At 63.9% G+C, this 16,506-nt stretch carries 13 protein-coding genes; 5 read left to right on the top strand and 8 right to left on the bottom strand.

All coding sequences use genetic code 11. From position 1 onward, the window contains the following. Nucleotides 1-174: 174 nt before the first annotated feature. Nucleotides 175-1,431 (bottom strand): adenylosuccinate synthetase, encoded by a 1,257-nt coding sequence (locus tag Aeroheme_RS14900; RefSeq protein WP_025326213.1) that lies wholly within the window; start codon nucleotides 1,429-1,431, stop codon nucleotides 175-177. 170 nt (nucleotides 1,432-1,601) lie between these two features. Between Aeroheme_RS14900 and Aeroheme_RS14895 the strand changes: the two genes are divergently transcribed. Beyond that, on the top strand, nucleotides 1,602-2,510 hold the full coding sequence (locus tag Aeroheme_RS14895) for a LysR family transcriptional regulator (RefSeq protein ID WP_163147847.1): 909 nt from the start codon (nucleotides 1,602-1,604) through the stop codon (nucleotides 2,508-2,510). A 78-nt stretch (nucleotides 2,511-2,588) separates the two neighbouring features. Here Aeroheme_RS14895 and Aeroheme_RS14890 read toward each other — a convergent pair whose 3' ends face one another. Beyond that, nucleotides 2,589-3,926: a TAXI family TRAP transporter solute-binding subunit gene (locus Aeroheme_RS14890; protein WP_411166113.1), complete on the bottom strand. Its 1,338-nt coding sequence runs from the start codon at nucleotides 3,924-3,926 to the stop codon at nucleotides 2,589-2,591. Nucleotides 3,927-4,277: 351 nt separating this feature from the next. Beyond that, on the bottom strand, nucleotides 4,278-5,420 hold the full coding sequence (locus Aeroheme_RS14885; RefSeq protein ID WP_411166112.1) for a MalY/PatB family protein: 1,143 nt from the start codon (nucleotides 5,418-5,420) through the stop codon (nucleotides 4,278-4,280). Between the two features lie 162 nt (nucleotides 5,421-5,582). On the opposite strand from Aeroheme_RS14885, the gene Aeroheme_RS14880 reads away from it, so the two are divergent. Then, a complete protein-coding gene (locus tag Aeroheme_RS14880) occupies nucleotides 5,583-6,755 on the top strand; it encodes an MFS transporter (protein ID WP_111910291.1) in 1,173 nt (390 codons plus the stop codon). Nucleotides 6,756-6,829: 74 nt separating this feature from the next. Here the strand turns inward: Aeroheme_RS14880 and Aeroheme_RS14875 are convergent, their stop codons facing one another. Next, nucleotides 6,830-7,714, bottom strand: coding sequence for a LysR family transcriptional regulator (locus Aeroheme_RS14875; RefSeq protein WP_106887496.1), 885 nt, complete (start codon nucleotides 7,712-7,714; stop codon nucleotides 6,830-6,832). 87 nt (nucleotides 7,715-7,801) lie between these two features. Further along, nucleotides 7,802-8,557, bottom strand: a complete 756-nt coding sequence (locus tag Aeroheme_RS14870; protein ID WP_025326219.1) for a YciK family oxidoreductase — start codon at nucleotides 8,555-8,557, stop codon at nucleotides 7,802-7,804. 224 nt (nucleotides 8,558-8,781) lie between these two features. Here Aeroheme_RS14870 and sohB point away from each other — a divergent pair, with 224 nt between their 5' ends. Then, nucleotides 8,782-9,789: a protease SohB gene (gene sohB / locus Aeroheme_RS14865; protein WP_411166111.1), complete on the top strand. Its 1,008-nt coding sequence runs from the start codon at nucleotides 8,782-8,784 to the stop codon at nucleotides 9,787-9,789. 89 nt (nucleotides 9,790-9,878) lie between these two features. Here the strand turns inward: sohB and astB are convergent, their stop codons facing one another. After that, nucleotides 9,879-11,216, bottom strand: a complete 1,338-nt coding sequence (astB, locus tag Aeroheme_RS14860) for an N-succinylarginine dihydrolase (RefSeq protein ID WP_289981654.1) — start codon at nucleotides 11,214-11,216, stop codon at nucleotides 9,879-9,881. 360 nt (nucleotides 11,217-11,576) lie between these two features. Here astB and topA point away from each other — a divergent pair, with 360 nt between their 5' ends. Together topA and Aeroheme_RS14850 are read left to right on the top strand one after the other, a co-directional pair. After that, nucleotides 11,577-14,198, top strand: coding sequence for a type I DNA topoisomerase (gene topA, locus Aeroheme_RS14855; protein WP_392418058.1), 2,622 nt, complete (start codon nucleotides 11,577-11,579; stop codon nucleotides 14,196-14,198). Nucleotides 14,199-14,314: 116 nt separating this feature from the next. After that, nucleotides 14,315-14,485 carry a hypothetical protein gene (locus tag Aeroheme_RS14850; protein ID WP_162852227.1) on the top strand — a complete coding sequence of 57 codons (171 nt, stop codon included), beginning with the start codon at nucleotides 14,315-14,317 and terminating at the stop codon, nucleotides 14,483-14,485. Nucleotides 14,486-14,506: 21 nt separating this feature from the next. Here Aeroheme_RS14850 and Aeroheme_RS14845 read toward each other — a convergent pair whose 3' ends face one another. After that, entirely contained in the window at nucleotides 14,507-14,863 is a 357-nt protein-coding gene (locus Aeroheme_RS14845; protein ID WP_106887491.1) for an MGMT family protein, read from the bottom strand. Between the two features lie 74 nt (nucleotides 14,864-14,937). Then, nucleotides 14,938-16,491 (bottom strand): methyl-accepting chemotaxis protein, encoded by a 1,554-nt coding sequence (locus Aeroheme_RS14840; RefSeq protein WP_368170655.1) that lies wholly within the window; start codon nucleotides 16,489-16,491, stop codon nucleotides 14,938-14,940. Nucleotides 16,492-16,506: the final 15 nt, after the last annotated feature.

The raw sequence follows: 16,506 nt of genomic DNA, 5'->3' as shown, positions 1-16,506 counted from the left end.
CTCAATATCTGGTTATGAATGGTCTATTTTGAGCCGAACTGCGCTTTGTGGGGAAAGGAGAGGGGTTGAGAGAGGGTTGGGGACGCCGCAGCGGTTAGTGGTGGGCGGCCATAAAAAAAACCGGCCTCATGGAGACCGGTTTTTATCTGCCTTAGCGGCAGCGATGCGAGCGGCTTAGCGCAGTATCATCTGCTCGCGGCCCGGGCCGACGGAGACCATGGGAACCGGCACACCCAGCAGGGCTTCGATGCGCAGCACATAGTGCTGGGCAGCCTTGGGCAAGTCTTCGAACTTGCGGATGTGGGAGATGTCTTCGCTCCAGGCTTCCATGGACTCGTACACCGGCTTGAGACCAGCGGTCTGAGGCCAGATCGGGTTCTCGGTGTTGGCACCTTCGTAGGCCACGCAGATCTTCAAGTCAGGCATGCCGGAGAGGCAGTCCAGCTTGGTCAGGGCGATCTCGTTGGCGGCCTGGATCTCCAGACCCTGCTTGGTGGCGACCGCATCGAAGTAGCCGATGTCACGGGGACGGCCAGTGGTGGCGCCGAACTCGTTGGCGAACTTGCGGAACTCTTCCTGGTTCTCCATGGCGGTGATCAGGGTGCCTGTACCCACAGAGGTACTGAACGCCTTGGCCACGGCAATCACACGCTCGGGGCGCAGGGCCGGCAGGCCGCCACCGATACCGGCGTAGGCGCCGGAGACATGGGAGGAGGTCACCCAGGGGTACTCACCGTAGATGAGGTCACGGCCGGCGCCCAGCTGGGCTTCGAACAGCAGGGTGCCGTTCTGGGCCTGGATGGCCTTGAGCGGCTCGCTGACGTTGCAGACGGCGTCGATCCAGGGGGCGGACACTTCCAGCAGCCAGTCGGCCATTTCCTGGGCGGTCTGGCTGAATTCGAAGCTCGGATAGAGGGCCTTGAGCTGCGGCAGTTTCCAGTCGAGGAAGAACTGGATGCGTTCGACCAGTACTTCCGGCTGTTTCAGCCAGCCGACCAGGATCGCCTTTTTCATGACCCGATCACCGTAAGCCGGGGCAATGCCCTGACGGGTGGAGCCATAGGCTCCATCACCCAGACGGACTTCTTCCAGGGTATCTTCCAGGGCGTGGATCGGCAGGCAGAAGGTGGCGCGGTCGGAGATGGCGAGCTTCGGAGTCACGCCGGCGGCCTTCACTTCAGCCAGTTCCTTGGTCAGCGGCTCCGGGCTGATGACCATGCCAGGGCCGAGCACGACCAGGCAATCCGGGTTGAAGACGCCGCTTGGCAGCTGGTGCAGCTTGAAGGTGCCAAGATCGTTGACCACGGTGTGGCCGGCGTTGTTGCCGCCCTGGAAACGGATGCTGGCGGCGGATTGGCCTGCCAGATAATCGACGATGCGGCCTTTGCCTTCATCACCCCAGTTAGCACCTACGACTACGATAGACGACATGACTCTTTCTCCTAAGACGTTAGGCGTCCATCCTAGGAGCCCTCTGCGGATTAGAAAAATTAATTATCTTTATAATTCCGATAAGAAAACCATATAATTGTGACCAATTTATCGGCACACAACGTGCCATGGTGCGCCAAGCCGCGCCAGCGCTGGATGAGAACGTCGTCATGCTGGATATTCACTGGTTAAATACCTTCGTCACCCTGGCCCGCCTGCAGCACTTCGGCCAGACCGCCACCGAACTGCACATGACTCAGCCCAACGTCAGCCTGCACCTCAAGAACCTGGAGCAGGCCACCCGGGTCAAGCTCATCGAGCGCAGTCCGTTCCGGCTGACCCAGGCGGGGGAGCGATTGCTGCAAAGCGCCGAGCGCGCCATCAACGAGCTGCAGCTCTGCCAGTCCGATCTCAACGCCCTCAGCCAGTTGAGCCAGGGGACGCTCGCCATCGCCGCCAGCGACATCATCTCGCGGCTGCTGCTGATCCAGCCGTTCCAGCGCTTCAAGCAGGCCTTTCCCGGCATAGATCTCACCCTGTTCAACACCACCTCGGATCAGGCGGCGGATCTGGTCAGGGCGGGCAAGGCGGATCTCGGCTTCGTGATGGCGCAAAAGCGCAGCGAGCCGCTCTTCTACACAGAATTGCAGCAGGTGACCTGGTGCGCTCTGGGGCAGGGGCTCACCCGCTGGCAGGCCCGTGCCAAGGCCGGGGAGAGCGATCCCCTCGACGAGCCGACCCTGATCCTGCTTGGGCACGACACCCGCACCCGGGCGCTGATCGACCCGTCATTGCCCCTGCTCGGGCTGCCGAGCTGCCGCATCATGGAGGTGGGCAGTGTGGATGCCCAGCTCGACTGGGCGGAGGCGGGGTTCGGGGTAGCCATAGTGCCGGACTTCTCGCTCCACCCGCGCCTCAAGCTCACCGCTCCCGTGACCCGGCTGACCGACTTCCCCGGTACCAGCCTGGGGTATGTGGTGCGCCAGAACCAGGTGTTGTCGCGGGCCATCAAGCAGTTGCTGCACTGGGTGGAGGAGGAGATCCTGAGCCCGGACTCGTTGCCGCTTCCCAAGGGATAAGCCCGGTGCCGCTCGTCGGCGCACATCCGGATGACAAGAGGCCACCCTGGGGTGGCCTCTTGCATTGTACTCTGCCCGTCATTGGGCGGGGGCGGGCGTATCGCGGGTGACCGGCGAGGCGCCGCTTGGGCTGCCCGGTGCGGGCGTTGCGGTCGGCGCGGTCGGCGCTGTGCTCTTTGCTGCCGAGGGGGTGGCGACCCCGGTCGCGTCGGGTTGGCTGCCCTGCGCTGAAGCTGCTTCTGCCTGCGTCGGGAGCGTGGTCAGCGCCGGGGCTTGCTCTGTCGTCACCGCATCCGGACTGGCCGGCAGGGTGGCGCCGGCGGGCTGCTCCGGCAGCACCTCTGCCCCTTCCAGCGGGGTGGCCGCACTGGTGGGGGCGGACGGTGCCGTGGGGAGCACCCCCGAGGTGGCCTCGGCCCCGGAGGGGGCCAGGGCGTCGGGCAACAGGGTGGGCGCGGCATCCAGCATGCCGGGGTGGAGCGGGAGTATGTCCCCCGCCTGCATGGATTCCGGGGTGAGAGTGGTGAGCGCCGGGTGCAGCCGAGTGAACTGTTTGAGATTGCGGCTCAGCACGTCCCGCAGGGTCCGTACCTGATCTTCAGGCAGGCTGGCCTCGGCCACCAGCTCGGCGGTCACCGCAAAGGTGGCGACGGCGCTGGTCTGCCCCGGGTAGAGGTTGGCGCCGATGCGGCTGCGCTCATAGTAGGGATACTGCTTGAGCAGCTTGTCGACCTGCTCCCCCTCGATGGGAATGAGGCGGGCCTGGCAGCGACCGGTCAGATCGCCTATCCCCTGGTTGGGGTGGCCGGCGACCAGGAAGGCGGCATCCAGGGTGCCGTTGCAGAGTCCCTCCAGGCGGTTGCTTGCCGAGGCGACGGGAGGCACGGCGAACTGACTCTCCTGCCAGCCCATGGCGTCGAGCAGTGCCCGGCTGGTGACCCTGTCACCTGAATTGGGGGCGCCCAGATCGACCCGCTTTCCTTCGATGTCCGCCAGGGTGCTGATGTTGCTGGTGGCGCTGGCGAGCAGGGTCAGGGACTCCTTGTGGAGCCGCAGCAGGCTGCGCAGCTGATCGTTCGGGGTCTGGCCCGCGAAGGGGCCGCTGCCGTGAGCCGCATGGTACAGGACATCCGACTGCACCAGCGCCAGCTGGATGTCGCCCTTGGCCAGCGCGGCCAGGTTGGCGATGGAGCCCGAGGTGCTCTGCACCGTGCAGTGCAGCCCGTGGTTGCTGCTGTCGTCGTTGAGCAGACGGCAGATGGCGCCCCCCGTGGGGTAGTAGACGCCGTTGAGCGCCCCCGTGCCTATGGTGACATAGGCGGGGGTGGCAGAGAGGGGCTGTGCCAGCATGGCCGCCAGCCAGGGCAGGGCGGCAAGTGAGAAGCGCAACAGGGGACGCAGGGCTCGTGGGTGCATAGTGAACCGGAACAATGGCTGAAAAAAAGATGAGCCAGGCTCATCCCGTCATGTGTCACATCTTATCTATATCAGATGTGAACCTGAATGGCTTTCACCATTCCCGTCAAGGGGGCGGCGAAATGGCCGCCGCCCCCTTGCGGTCAACGGCGCGTTCCTTGTCAGGCGCTGCGCTGGAGGATTGCCTTCTCCATGCGCGACAAGGCTTGGGTGAGGCGAGCCCTGGTGCAGCCGGCGTTGGAGCGCGCGCTCCTTGTCAGGCGCTGCGCTGGAGAATGGCCTTTTCCATGCGCGCCAAGGCGTGGGTGAGACGAGCCCTGGTGCAGCCAGCGTTGGAGCGCGCGTTCCTTGTCAGGCGCTGCGCTGGAGAATGGCCTTCTCCATGCGCGACAAGGCTTGGGTGAGACGAGCCCTGGTGCAACCAAAGTTGAGGCGCACGAACTGGCCATCGCCAAACTGGGCGCCCGGGGAGAGACCGACCCCCGCCTGCTCGAAGAAGGCGACGGGATCATCCAGCCCGAGGGCACTCACATCGATCCAGGCGAGATAGGTCGCCTGATTCCTTGCCAGCTTGACGCCGGGCCAGCGTGCCACCGCCTGCTCGATCAGAGTCAGGTTGGCCCTCAGGTAGTCGAGCTGTTCCCTGAGCCACTGCTCGCCGCCCTCGTAGGCCGCCTCGGCGGCGACGAAGCCCAGCAGGTTGACGTCGGCGCTGATGCCACGCATCGCCTGTTGCAGCTTGAGCCGCAGGCGGGCGTTGGGGATCACGGCGAAGGAGCAGCACAGGCCGGCGATGTTGAAAGTCTTGCTCGGCGCCATCATGACGGCAGAGCGCTCGGCGGCCGACGGGCTCAGGGCACCGTAGGGAATGTGGCGGGCATCCTTATCCAGCAGCAGATCACAGTGGATCTCGTCCGAGCAGACAACCAGATTGTGGCGCTCGGCGATGGCGTCGATGGCGAGCAGCTCCTCGCGGGTGAAGACGGTACCCCCCGGATTCTGCGGGTTGCACAGCAGCAGCAGGTCGGCGGAGGGAGCCTGGCGCTCCAGCTCCTCGAGATCCAGCACCCAGCGTCCGGCCTCCTCCATCATGGGGACTGTCAGCAGGGGGCGATCGTTGAAGCCCGGCGCCTGCAGGAAGGGGTAATAGACCGGCTTGGGAGTGATGATGCCACGGCCGTGCTGGCTCCAGGCCTTGCAGGCGAGGTTCAGACCGGGCACCACCCCCGGCAGGAAGACCAGCCACTCAGGGGATATGGTCCAGCCATAGCGCTGCTGCAGACGGGTGATGATGAGTTCGATCAGCCGGGGGGAGGGGCGGGAATAGCCGAAGATGCCGTGGGCCACCCGCGCGGTGAGGGCCTCGATGACGGCGGGGGGCGAGGCGAAGTCGGTGTCGGCTACCCACATGGGCAGTACATCCTGACCCTTGTACTTGTCCCACTTCAGGCTCATGGTGCCGCTGCGATCTATCTCCCGATCAAAATCAAACATGTGAAATCCTTGTACTGGCCAGAGGGCTTACCAATGTACGGACTTGGACCTGGCCTCGCAAGCCTTGAGGTGGCTGTTGATAATCGCATAAAATAATCGCCGTCATACTGTACATCCGCCGGCTTCTGGCTTCCTTTTCTCTTCCATATCAATGGTATCTCTATGAGTTTGCTGAGTGCTGCCCGCAAGAGGCCGGATCCCGTCTCTCTCTCTTTCCTCGCCGTGACCTTCATGACCGGGGTGGCGGTGGCACTCCAGGTGCCCACCTTGAGCCTGTTTCTGGCCGAAGAGGTGCAGGTGCGCCCCTTCCTGGTCGGGCTCTTCTACACCGTCAACGCGGTGATCGGCATCCTCATCAGCCAGTGGCTCGGCCATCGCTCCGACAACGGGGGGGATCGCAAGCAGCTGATCCTGCGCTGCTGTCTTGCCGGCATAGTGCTCTCTCTGCTGTTTGCCTGGAACCGGCAATACTGGCTGCTGGTGAGCCTGGGGGTGGTGCTGGCGAGCCTGACCGCCACCGCCAGCCCCCAGCTGTTTGCCCTGGCGCGCGAATACGCCGACAGTCGCAACAAGCGCGCGGACATGTTCAGCTCTGTGCTGCGGGCCCAGTTCTCACTGGCCTGGGTGATAGGGCCGCCGGCCGCCTTCGCGCTCGCCATCGGCTACGGCTTCGAGGTGATGTATCTGGCTTCCGCCCTGGCTTATCTGGTCTGCGCCCTGGTGGTCTGGCGCTGGCTGCCCTCCCTGCCGCTGCCGAGCAGCCATGGCGGGGGGGAGCGGGTCAGCAGCTGGCGAGATCCTTCGGTGCGGGCGCTCTTCATCGCCTCCACCCTGATGTGGACCTGCAACAGCATGTACCTCATCAACATGCCGCTCTACATCACCCGCGAGCTGGGGCTGGAGGAGAAGCTGGCCGGTATCTTGATGGGCACGGCGGCGGCCCTGGAGATCCCCTTCATGCTGCTGGCAGGTTACTACACCCGGCGCTTCGGCAAGCGGCCCATGATGCTGCTGGCGGTGCTGGCCGGGGTCGGTTTCTACGCCGGCCTGGTGACACTGTCGAGCCAGAGTGCCCTCATCGCCCTGCAACTGCTCAACGCCATCTTCATCGGCATAGTCGCCGGCATTGGCATGTCCTATTTCCAGGATCTGATGCCGGGTCGGGCCGGGGTCGCGACCACTTTGTTTGCCAACAGCATCCGCACCGGCTCCATCATGGCGGGCGCGATCGCGGGGACTGTGGCCGAGATCTGGAGCTTCCACGGGGTCTTTATGGTGGCCACCGCATTGGCGCTGGCTGCGCTGGCCGCCTGCTGGCGGGTGCCCAATGTGTGAGGCGCCCATGGCGGGGGCCACGGCATTGACGCTGGGGGGATAGGCAGGGGCCGACCGCTGTGGTCGGCGGCGCATTACTTGCCGCTGTCGGCCTGGTATTCGTTGCGCAGGCAGCGCAGCAGCAGCTCGGCCGCCGGGCCCAGGGCATCGGTGGAGGGGGTAAGCAGGTAGGTGTAGAGGTAGCGCTCGCTGCCGCCGGCCAGATCGAGCTGCACCAGGGCGCCGCTGGCGAGCTCTTCCCGCACCAGATGGCCAGGTACCCAGGCGTAGCCAAGGCCGAGGCGCACCATGCTGAGCACCTCGTGATAGTGGGTCGCCTTCCAGCCGGTGTCATCCGCGTCGTTCCAGTCCACCGAGCGGTGGATGGGCGGGTGCAGGCTTATCTGGTTATGGCTGGCGAGCAGCTCGGCCGTGATGGGATCCTCCTGCCCGGCGAGGGGATGCTCGGCCGCGCACAGTGGCAGCAGGCAGACCTCGTCCAGCGGCAGGCCGGTGCGATCGTGGGGCAGGTGTTCTGAGAGCATCAGGTCCCCCACCTGGAGCGCATTGAAGTGGCAATGGATCCGCTCGTGCAGATTGATGCGGCAACCCCGGCTGCGGGGATGGAAGTGCGCCAGCGCCCGGTAGAGCCGCTCCCTGGGTTGCAGCGCGGAGACATAGAGGTTGATTTGCGGCTCCCACTGGCGCTCCAGATTGTTGGCCAGGTTCTCCAGCTCTTCCACCTGCTGGCTGAGCTGACGGGCCCGTTTGAGGAAGATCTCCCCCGCCGGCGTCAGCACCGCCTTGCGCCCCCTCACCTCCAGCAGGGCCAGCCCCAGGCTCTGTTGCAGCTTGGCGACCGCATGATTGAGGGAGGATTGGCTCTTGTTCAGCGCCTCTGCGGCCTGGGCGTAACCGCCACAGTCCACCACGGCCTGGAAGATCCGCCATTGCTCAAACGTGCTCTTGGGACGAAACATAGTGCAACCTGTCAGGGGCCGATGGGATTCAACAGGGCGCGACTGGCGCCCCTTTTCACTTTAACCCCATCTGGTTAGTTTGTTGATTTATTTGGGCTGGGCCACGAAGGTCTGGCCTGTCTTGCCACGGCTGTCCGGCCCCATCAGATAGAGATAGAGCGGCATCAGGTCGGCCGGGGTCTTCAGCAACTGGGGATCTTCCGCCGGGAAGGCGCTGGCCCGCATCCTGGTGCGGGTGCCGCCCGGGTTCAGGCTGTTGACCCGCACCCCGGTATTCTCCAGCTCGTCCGCCAGCACCTCCATCATGCCTTCGACGGCGAACTTGGAGATGGCATAGGTGCCCCAGTAGGCGCGCCCTTTTCGGCCCACGCTGGAGGAGGTGTAGACGATGGAGGCCTCGCCGTGTTCCTTGGCGGTCTGGCGAATGAGGGGCAGCAGGGCCTGGGTCAGCAGGAATTCGGATTTGACGTTGACCTGCATCACCTCGTCCCACTCCTTCTCCTGGATGTGCTCGAAGGGGGATAGGGTGCCGAGCAGACCGGCATTGAACAGCACGCCGTCGAGGCGGCCAAACTGCTGGGCGAAGGTCTCGGCCATGCCGCGGTAGTGAGCGGCGGTGGCCCCTTTCAGATCGACAGGGACTATGGCGGGCAGGGGGTGGCCGGCCGCCTCTATCTGGTCGTAGACCGCCTCGAGCTTGGCGCTGGTGCGACCGAGCAGCACTACTGTAGCGCCGTGGGCGGCATAGGTGAGCGCCGCTTCGCGGCCGATGCCGTCACCGGCACCCGTTACCAGAATGACCTTGTCCTTGAGCAGATCCCGGGGGGCCTGATAATCGAGCATGTGCACTCCTGTTAACAAATCCGTGACGGATGGGCGCGACCATAGAGGAGGCAAGTGTACTGATCCGGCCCTGCCGTTGACCAGTATGAGACGGCAAAAATGTGAAGAAAACAGGGCTGTAGCGTGAATTGGCGCTGTCTGCCCCTGGCCCATGGCAGAGTTTTTGCACCATACCGCCAAACTCCTTACTATGTGAAAAAACCGAACATAGCGCGGAGTATCAAGTGGCATTTTTGACCGAATACGGCCTGTTTCTGGCCAAGACCCTCACCTTACTGCTGGCCATAGGCGCCGTCGTCCTGATGGTGGTGAGCAGCCGTCAGCCCAGGGCCCGCAAGGGGGAGCTGGTGGTGACGGATCTCTCCCGGGAGCTGGAGCAGGGGCGTCATCAGCTGCAATCGGCCCTGGCCGGCAAGGCCGAGCGCAAGCAGATGGACAAGGCGCGCAAGGCCGAAGAGAAGGCGCGAGCCAAGAACGAGGACGAGCGCAGCCGGCTCTTTGTGCTCGATTTTCACGGCAGCATGGATGCCAGGGAGGTGGCCTCCCTGCGCGAAGAGGTGAGCGCCGTGATAGGGGTCGCCCGGCCCGGGGACGAGGTGCTGCTGCGCCTCGAGTCCGGCGGCGGCGTGGTGCACGGCTATGGCCTGGCGGCCTCCCAGCTGCAGCGCCTGCGTGACAAGGACATCACGCTGACGGTGGCCATCGACAAGGTGGCGGCGAGCGGCGGCTACATGATGGCCTGCGTGGCGGACAAGATACTGGCGGCCCCCTTTGCCATCGTCGGCTCCATCGGCGTCATTGCCCAGCTGCCGAACTTCAACAAACTCCTGAAAAAGCACGACATCGAGTTCGAGATGCACACCGCGGGCCAGTACAAGCGCACCATCACCATGTTCGGCGAGAACGACGATCTGGGGCGGGAGAAGTTTCGCGAGGAGCTGGGGGCCATCCACGAGCGCTTCAAGGGATTCGTGGCCGAGCACAGACCCAACCTCGACATCGACAAGGTCACCACGGGGGAGCATTGGCTGGCGAGCCAGGCCAAGCAGCTTGGTCTGGTGGATGCGCTCTGCACCAGCGATGACTACCTGCTGGCCCAGGCCAGCCAACACAAGGTGGTCGGCATCAGCTACCGCAAGCCCAAGAGCCTGACCCAGCGGCTGGGTCAACAGGGGGCCCAGGCGCTGGAAGGCGCCCTCGGCCGCCTCTGGCAGCAGAGTCCCTGGCGCTGAGTCACAGTTCAATGGGTTGAAACAAGAGAGCCGGGCATTGCCCGGCTCTCTGTTTATGCTGATGTCGCGGCTTCGCTGCGAGCGTGTGCTCAGCGCTGGAAGGGATAGACTGAGCCCAGTTTCAGGATCTGGGTCAGCTCGTCCAGGGCGGTGCGGGTCTCCAGCACCAGGGAAGGATCGCGCAGATCGTCCAGCGACAGGCTGTCGCGGTAGTGGCGCTCGACCCAGTTGTCCAGACGGGCAAACTGGCTGTCGTTGATGAGGCAGGCCGGGTTGACCGCCGCCAGCTCGGCGTCGTTCATGGCAACCCGCAGTCGCAGGCAGGCGGGGCCGCCGCCGTTGCGCATGCTCTGCTTCACATCCATGAAGTGCACCCCCTTGATGGGCGTGCCCAGGGTCACCAGCTTGGCCAGATAGGCGGCTACCGCCGGATTGTCACGGCACTCGGTGGGGGCGATGATCGCCATCTCGCCGCTCGGCAGGGTCAGGATCTGGGTGTTGAACAGATAGGATTTCACCGCATCCTGCACCGACACCTCATTGGTCGGCACCTCGATGAAGTGCAGCTCCCCCTCTCCGAACTTGGTGCGCACCTCGGCCAGGGCCGCCTCGGTATGGAGGAAGGCCTGCTGGTGGAAGAAGAGCACGTTCTGGTTGCCCACCGCTATCACGTCGTTATGGAACACCCCCTGATCGATCACGTCCGGGTTCTGCTGGATGAAGACGGCGCTCTCTTCCCCGAGTCCATGCAGGCGGGCAATGGCCTGGCTGGCCTCCAGGGTCTGGCGGGCCGGGTAGCGCTTGGGGGCGGGCCGGGAGACGTCGAAGGCGCTGCGACCATAGACGAACAGCTCGACCCCGGCCTCGCCGTAGGCGCGACACAGGCGGGTGTGGTTGGCGGCCCCCTCGTCACCGAAGTGATCGTTCTGTGGCAGGTGCTGGTGGTGGCTGAAGTGACGATCGTTGTTGAACACGGCGCGCAGGATGCGGCCAGTCACTTCGGGCTCCAGGGAGCGGTGGAACTTGTTGGTCAGGTTGGCGGGGGTGAAATGGATGCGGCCATCCTGGGTGTCGGCGCTCGGCGAGACGGTGGCGGCGTTGGCGGTCCACATGCTGGAGGCGGAGTAACAGGCGGCCAGCACGGCGGGGGCCTGTTTCGCGGCCTGGGCCAGGACGCTGGCATCGTTGCCGGTGAAGCCGAGGCGGCGCAGGGTGGCGAGATCCGGCCGCTCCTGGGGCGCCAGCACCCCTTGCGTCATGCCAAGCTCGGTCAGCGCCTTCATCTTGCGCAGCCCCTGCTTTGCGGCCTCCTTCGGATTGGACGCTTCCTTGGCGTTGCTTTGGGACGCCACATTGCCATAGGAGAGGCCGGCATAGTTGTGGGTGGGGCCGACCAGGCCGTCGAAGTTGACCTCGAAGTGCTTCATGACTACATCCTTTCGATTTTTATATGGGGAGCGGTTCCTTCCGCGCACAAAGCTGCGGCGTGCGGCCATTATAAAGAGATTTCATCCTTTGTAACAAGCTGATAACCAAGGTGGTTTTTTATGTGACGGGGGTGGCTGGATATGTCATTTCCAATCTAAAAAAGGGGGGGATATAGCATAAAAACAAAAAAGCGGTTGCTTCCCGCGCGTCCCCTTCGCATTAATAAATAAAGAAGCAAGGCGGTTCGGGCTGCATGGCAAATTTGTTCACAAGATTGCTTTTTCCCGTCAAATCTCTTATACAGCCCCACAAAACCGCACGCCAACCCCGTCGGGTGCAATGAGGATAATAGTTACAGCATGGGCAAATCACTGGTCATAGTGGAGTCTCCGGCCAAGGCCAAGACCATCAACAAATATTTGGGCAAGGACTACGTGGTGAAATCCAGCGTCGGTCACGTGCGCGATCTGCCGACCAGCGGCAGCGCCAGCACAGAGCCCAAAAAACCTGTCATTCGCGGCATCAAGCTCAGCGAATCCGAGAAGGCGGCCAAGGATCGCAACGCCCTGTTCTCCAGGATGGGGATCAACCCGACCGCAGGCTGGCAGGCCAACTACCAGATTTTGCCCGGCAAGGAGAAAGTGGTCAGCGAGTTGCAGAGTCTGGCCGAGAAGGCCGACACCATCTATCTCGCAACCGACTTGGATAGAGAAGGAGAGGCGATCGCCTGGCACCTGCGCGAGATCATCGGCGGTGACGACAGCCGCTACAAGCGGGTGGTGTTCAACGAGATCACCAAGACCGCCATCCAGGAGGCCTTTGCCCAGCCGTCCGATCTGAACATCCATCGCGTCAACGCCCAGCAGGCTCGTCGCTTCCTCGACCGCGTGGTGGGTTACATGGTCTCCCCGCTGCTGTGGAAGAAGCTGGCCCGCGGTCTCTCCGCCGGTCGGGTGCAGTCCGTCGCGGTGCGCCTCATCGTCGATAAAGAGCGCGAGATCAAGGCCTTCGTGCCGGTGGAGTTCTGGGATCTCAACGCCGACCTGCTGACCGGTGACAAGGCCGATCTGCGGATGGAAGTGGTCAGCCGCAACGGCGTCGACTTCAAGCCGGTGACCGAGATCGAGACCTTCGCCGCCGTGGCCGCCCTGGAAGGGGTCGACTACAAGGTGGTGAACCGGGAAGACAAGCCGACCGGCTCCAAGCCATCCGCCCCCTTCATCACCTCCACCCTGCAGCAGGCGGCTTCCACCCGACTGAGCTTCGGGGTCAAGAAGACCATGATGATGGCCCAGCGTCTCTACGAAGCGGGTTACATCACTTACATGCGTACCGACTCCACCAACCTCAGCAAAGAGGCGGTCGAGGCGGTGCGCGAATATATCGGCGAGCAGTATGGCGCCGCCTACCTGCCGGCCGAACCGACTCTCTATGGTTCCAAGGCTGGCGCCCAGGAGGCCCACGAGGCGATCCGTCCCTCCAACGTGCTGGTGACTGCCGAGATGCTGGAAGGGATGGAGCCGGACGCCATGCGGCTCTATGACCTCATCTGGCGCCAGTTTGTGGCGTGCCAGATGACCCCGGCCCAGTACGACTCCTCCACCCTGACCGTCAAGGCGGGCGAGTTCGAGCTCAAGGCCCGTGGCCGCACCCTGCGCTTCGCCGGTTGGACCAAGGCGCTGCCGCCTATGGGCCGCAAGGGGGAAGACAGCCAGCTGCCGGCGGTGACCGTCGGCGAGATCCTGAAGCTGGTCAAGCTGGATCCCCGTCAGCACTTCACCAAGCCGCCCGCCCGCTTCACCGAAGCGGCCCTGGTGCGCGAGCTGGAAAAACGCGGCATCGGCCGCCCGTCCACCTACGCTTCCATCATCTCCACCATCGTCGATCGCGGCTATGTGCGGGTCGAGAGTCGCCGCTTCTTCGCCGAGAAGATGGGCGAGATCGTCACCGACCGTCTGGTGGAGAACTTCGTCGAGCTGATGAACTACGAGTTCACCGCCAAGATGGAAGACAAGCTCGATGGCATCGCCGAAGGCAGCCTGGAGTGGAAGAAGGTGCTTGACGCCTTCTACGCCGAGTTTACCCAGGAGCTGGAGCAGGCCGACAAGCCGGCGGAAGAGGGAGGCATGCGTGCCAACCAGATGGTGCTGACCGATATCGACTGCCCGGACTGCGGCCGCAAGATGGGTATTCGTACCGCCACTACCGGCGTTTTCCTCGGTTGCTCCGGTTACGCCCTGCCGCCGAAAGAGCGCTGCAAGAAGACCATCAATCTGGTCAGTGCGGACGAGTTCGTCTCCGCCACCGACGGTGACGAAGCCGAGACCGAGGCGCTGCGCGCCAAGCACCGCTGCGGCGTCTGCGGCACCGCCATGGATGCCTACATCATCGACGACAGCCGCAAGCTGCACGTCTGTGGTCGCAACCCGGACTGCGACGGTTACGAAATCGAGCAGGGCCAGTTCAAGCTCAAGGGCTACGAAGGGCCTAGTATAGAGTGCGATCGCTGCGGCTCCGAGATGCAGCTCAAGAACGGCCGCTTCGGCAAGTACATGGGTTGTACCAACGAGACCTGCAAGAACACCCGCAAGATCCTGAAAAATGGTGACATAGCGCCACCGAAGGAAGATCCGGTGCCGCTGCCCGAGCTCAAGTGCACCCAGTCCGACGCTCACTTCGTGCTGCGTGACGGGGCGGCCGGTCTCTTCCTCGCCGCCAGCAACTTCCCGAAATCCCGTGAGACTCGTGCGCCACTGGTGGAGGAGCTCAAGCGCTTCCGTGACCGGCTGTCGCCCAAGCATCAGTACCTGGCCGACGCCCCGGCGTCAGATCCTGACGGTAACGCATCCGTGGTGCGCTTCAGCCGCAAGAGCAAGGAGCAGTACGTGATGACGGAGGTGAACGGCAAGGCAACAGGCTGGACCGCCCATTACGACAATGGGAAGTGGCAGGAGAGCCTGGCTAAGGCGAAGAAGTCCTGATCGCGTCACCGCTCACATCATGATGAAAGAGGCCCCTTGCGAGGGGCCTTTTTATTGGGAGATGGCGGTATACTGAGAGGGCTGCATGGATGGCAGCACAAGACAGGGAGGTTGTCATGGAGATACATGAAATCCGGCCAGGCATGACCTGCCTGACGCGGGAAGGAACGGCCTATGTGCTGGAGGTGGACAGGCAGAGTCTGCTGGTATTGCTGCAGCGGGAAGACGAGACCATACCGGTGCAGGTACGTTGCGACGACATCCTGGGCCCCCTTGCCAGCGACTAGTGACGGCGCCCCTGACAGGCGCTAGAACGGGATCAGAAAGAGCAGCTCGGCGAGGTCGGGCTGCCACTGCCACTCCCGCATCCTGACCCGCCCCTTGATCACCGGCACCCCCTCTTCCTGCAATCTTCCTATCTGTTCATCGAAACCCGCCGAGCCCTTGGGCAAGGAGATGGTACCGCCTGCGCCCAGCACACGATGCCAGGGCAGCGTCTTGTCCGTCTCCCGCAGCACTTTCCCCACCAGCCGCGCCCGCCCGGGCAGGCCCGCCAGATCGGCGACCTGGCCATAGCTCACCACGCGGCCGGCCGGGATCAGGGCCAGGATAGCCTCGATGCGTGCCACCTTGTTCAAGGGGGAAGGGGGAGGGGTCATCATCATGTGTTACTCGACGTGAAACAAAAGCGCCACCATTGTGGCGCTTCCGTGGTCTGGGGGGCAACAGGGGATCCGGCTCAGCCGAAGGTCTGGCTCAGCCCCCTGAGCTCGCTGGCGCGTTTGAGCAGCTCCTGGCTGGAGTTGTCCACCGCCTGGATCTTCTGGCTGTTGGCGCGGGAGTACTGGGAGATCTGGTGGATGTTGCGGCTGATCTCTTCCACCACCGCCTGCTGCTGTTCGGCCGCGGCGGCTATCTGGGTGGAGAACTCGGTCACCTGATCTATCTCCCCCAGCACCAGATGCAGGTTGCCGGACCCCTGGCGCGTCATCAGGGCGCATTCCCGGGTCTGGGCCAGGTTGTCCTGCATCATCCCCTGCCAGCGGCCCAGAGTCTGCTGGATCTGGCGGATGCTGCCCTGGATCTGCTCGGTCGCCTTGTGGGTGCGGGTGGACAGAGTGCGCACCTCGTCCGCCACCACCGCAAAGCCACGTCCCTGCTCACCGGCCCTGGCCGCCTCGATGGCGGCGTTGAGGGCCAGCAGGTTGGTCTGCTCGGCGATGCCCTGGATCTCGCCCATGACGCTGCCGATCCGCTCGGATTCGTTCGCCAGCTCGACGGCGGAGTGGAAGGCATGCTCCGCCTGCCTGGCCAGCAGCTCCATCTGTTGCTCGGTCTGATCCAGCTGCTGCACCGTATGCTGGCAACTGCTGCGTGCCTCTGTCACCTGGCTGTTGGTGTCCTGGATGTTGCGCGCTATCTCGTGGGCCGTGCTGGCCATCTGGGTCATGGCGGCGGCCATCTGCTGGGTCTGGGCGTCCTGCTCGTTGATGTCGAGGAAGGCTTGATGGGAAGAGTCCTGCAGGTCGGTCGCCAGGGTCTGCAAGGGATGGGTGGCGTCGTTGACCCGACCCAGCACGGTACGAATGCGGGCCTGCAGCATCTTGAGATGGAAATCGGCGATGGCGCCGGGGGCGTCCCCCGAGTAGACCAGCCGGGTCAGGCTGTCATATTGCTGGCCGAGGCGCTTGAGGTAGCGTGGCAGCGAGATGAGCTCGCGCCAGTAAGTGCCGGCGACGGCCAGCAGGGGCAGCAGCATCAGCAGCACCGTCAGAGCCCCCTGAGAGAAGGCCGCCCAGCCAAAGAGCCCCAGCATCAGCAGGCCGAGCAGCAGGGGTCTGACACTGTGCAGGGAGGGCAGCTTGCTGGCGCCACCCTGTTCGGCCTTGAGCAGGGCCTGATAGGCCTGGGCGGCGACCTGCTTGAGCTGGGGTTCGGGCTTGCAGCGCACCGACTGGTAGCCGCTTATCTTGCCGTTCTCGTAGATGGGGGTCACATAGGCGTCGACCCAGTAATAGCGGCCATCCTTGCAGCGGTTCTTGACCATGCCACGCCAGGGGTTGCCCTCCTTGAGGCGATCCCAGAGGTCGGCGAAGGCGGCCTTGGGCATGTCGGGGTGACGCACCAGGTTGTGGTTGTGTCCGACCAGTTCATCGACATGGTAGCCGGCGATGCGGCAGAAGGCGGGGTTGGCGTAGGTGATGACGCCGCGCAGATCCGTGGTGGAGACGAGTTGCACGTCGGCGGGGAACTCAACTTCACTGTCCTGGATCTGGACGTGTTTGCGGGCCATAAGGATAAGCTCCGA

Source organism: Aeromonas sp. DSM 116730 (assembly GCF_046581335.1).
In the GTDB taxonomy this organism is placed as follows: domain Bacteria; phylum Pseudomonadota; class Gammaproteobacteria; order Enterobacterales; family Aeromonadaceae; genus Aeromonas; species Aeromonas rivipollensis.
This window is presented reverse-complemented; position numbering and strand designations above follow the sequence as displayed.

Coding starts and splice junctions, on each gene's coding strand:
- Aeroheme_RS14900 (WP_025326213.1), bottom strand. CDS start 1,431: ATGTCGTCTATCGTAGTCGTAGGTGCTAACTGGGGTGATGAAGGCAAA.
- Aeroheme_RS14895 (WP_163147847.1), top strand. CDS start 1,602: ATGCTGGATATTCACTGGTTAAATACCTTCGTCACCCTGGCCCGCCTG.
- Aeroheme_RS14890 (WP_411166113.1), bottom strand. CDS start 3,926: ATGCACCCACGAGCCCTGCGTCCCCTGTTGCGCTTCTCACTTGCCGCC.
- Aeroheme_RS14885 (WP_411166112.1), bottom strand. CDS start 5,420: ATGTTTGATTTTGATCGGGAGATAGATCGCAGCGGCACCATGAGCCTG.
- Aeroheme_RS14880 (WP_111910291.1), top strand. CDS start 5,583: ATGAGTTTGCTGAGTGCTGCCCGCAAGAGGCCGGATCCCGTCTCTCTC.
- Aeroheme_RS14875 (WP_106887496.1), bottom strand. CDS start 7,714: ATGTTTCGTCCCAAGAGCACGTTTGAGCAATGGCGGATCTTCCAGGCC.
- Aeroheme_RS14870 (WP_025326219.1), bottom strand. CDS start 8,557: ATGCTCGATTATCAGGCCCCCCGGGATCTGCTCAAGGACAAGGTCATT.
- astB (WP_289981654.1), bottom strand. CDS start 11,216: ATGAAGCACTTCGAGGTCAACTTCGACGGCCTGGTCGGCCCCACCCAC.
- topA (WP_392418058.1), top strand. CDS start 11,577: ATGGGCAAATCACTGGTCATAGTGGAGTCTCCGGCCAAGGCCAAGACC.
- Aeroheme_RS14850 (WP_162852227.1), top strand. CDS start 14,315: ATGGAGATACATGAAATCCGGCCAGGCATGACCTGCCTGACGCGGGAA.
- Aeroheme_RS14845 (WP_106887491.1), bottom strand. CDS start 14,863: ATGATGATGACCCCTCCCCCTTCCCCCTTGAACAAGGTGGCACGCATC.
- Aeroheme_RS14840 (WP_368170655.1), bottom strand. CDS start 16,491: ATGGCCCGCAAACACGTCCAGATCCAGGACAGTGAAGTTGAGTTCCCC.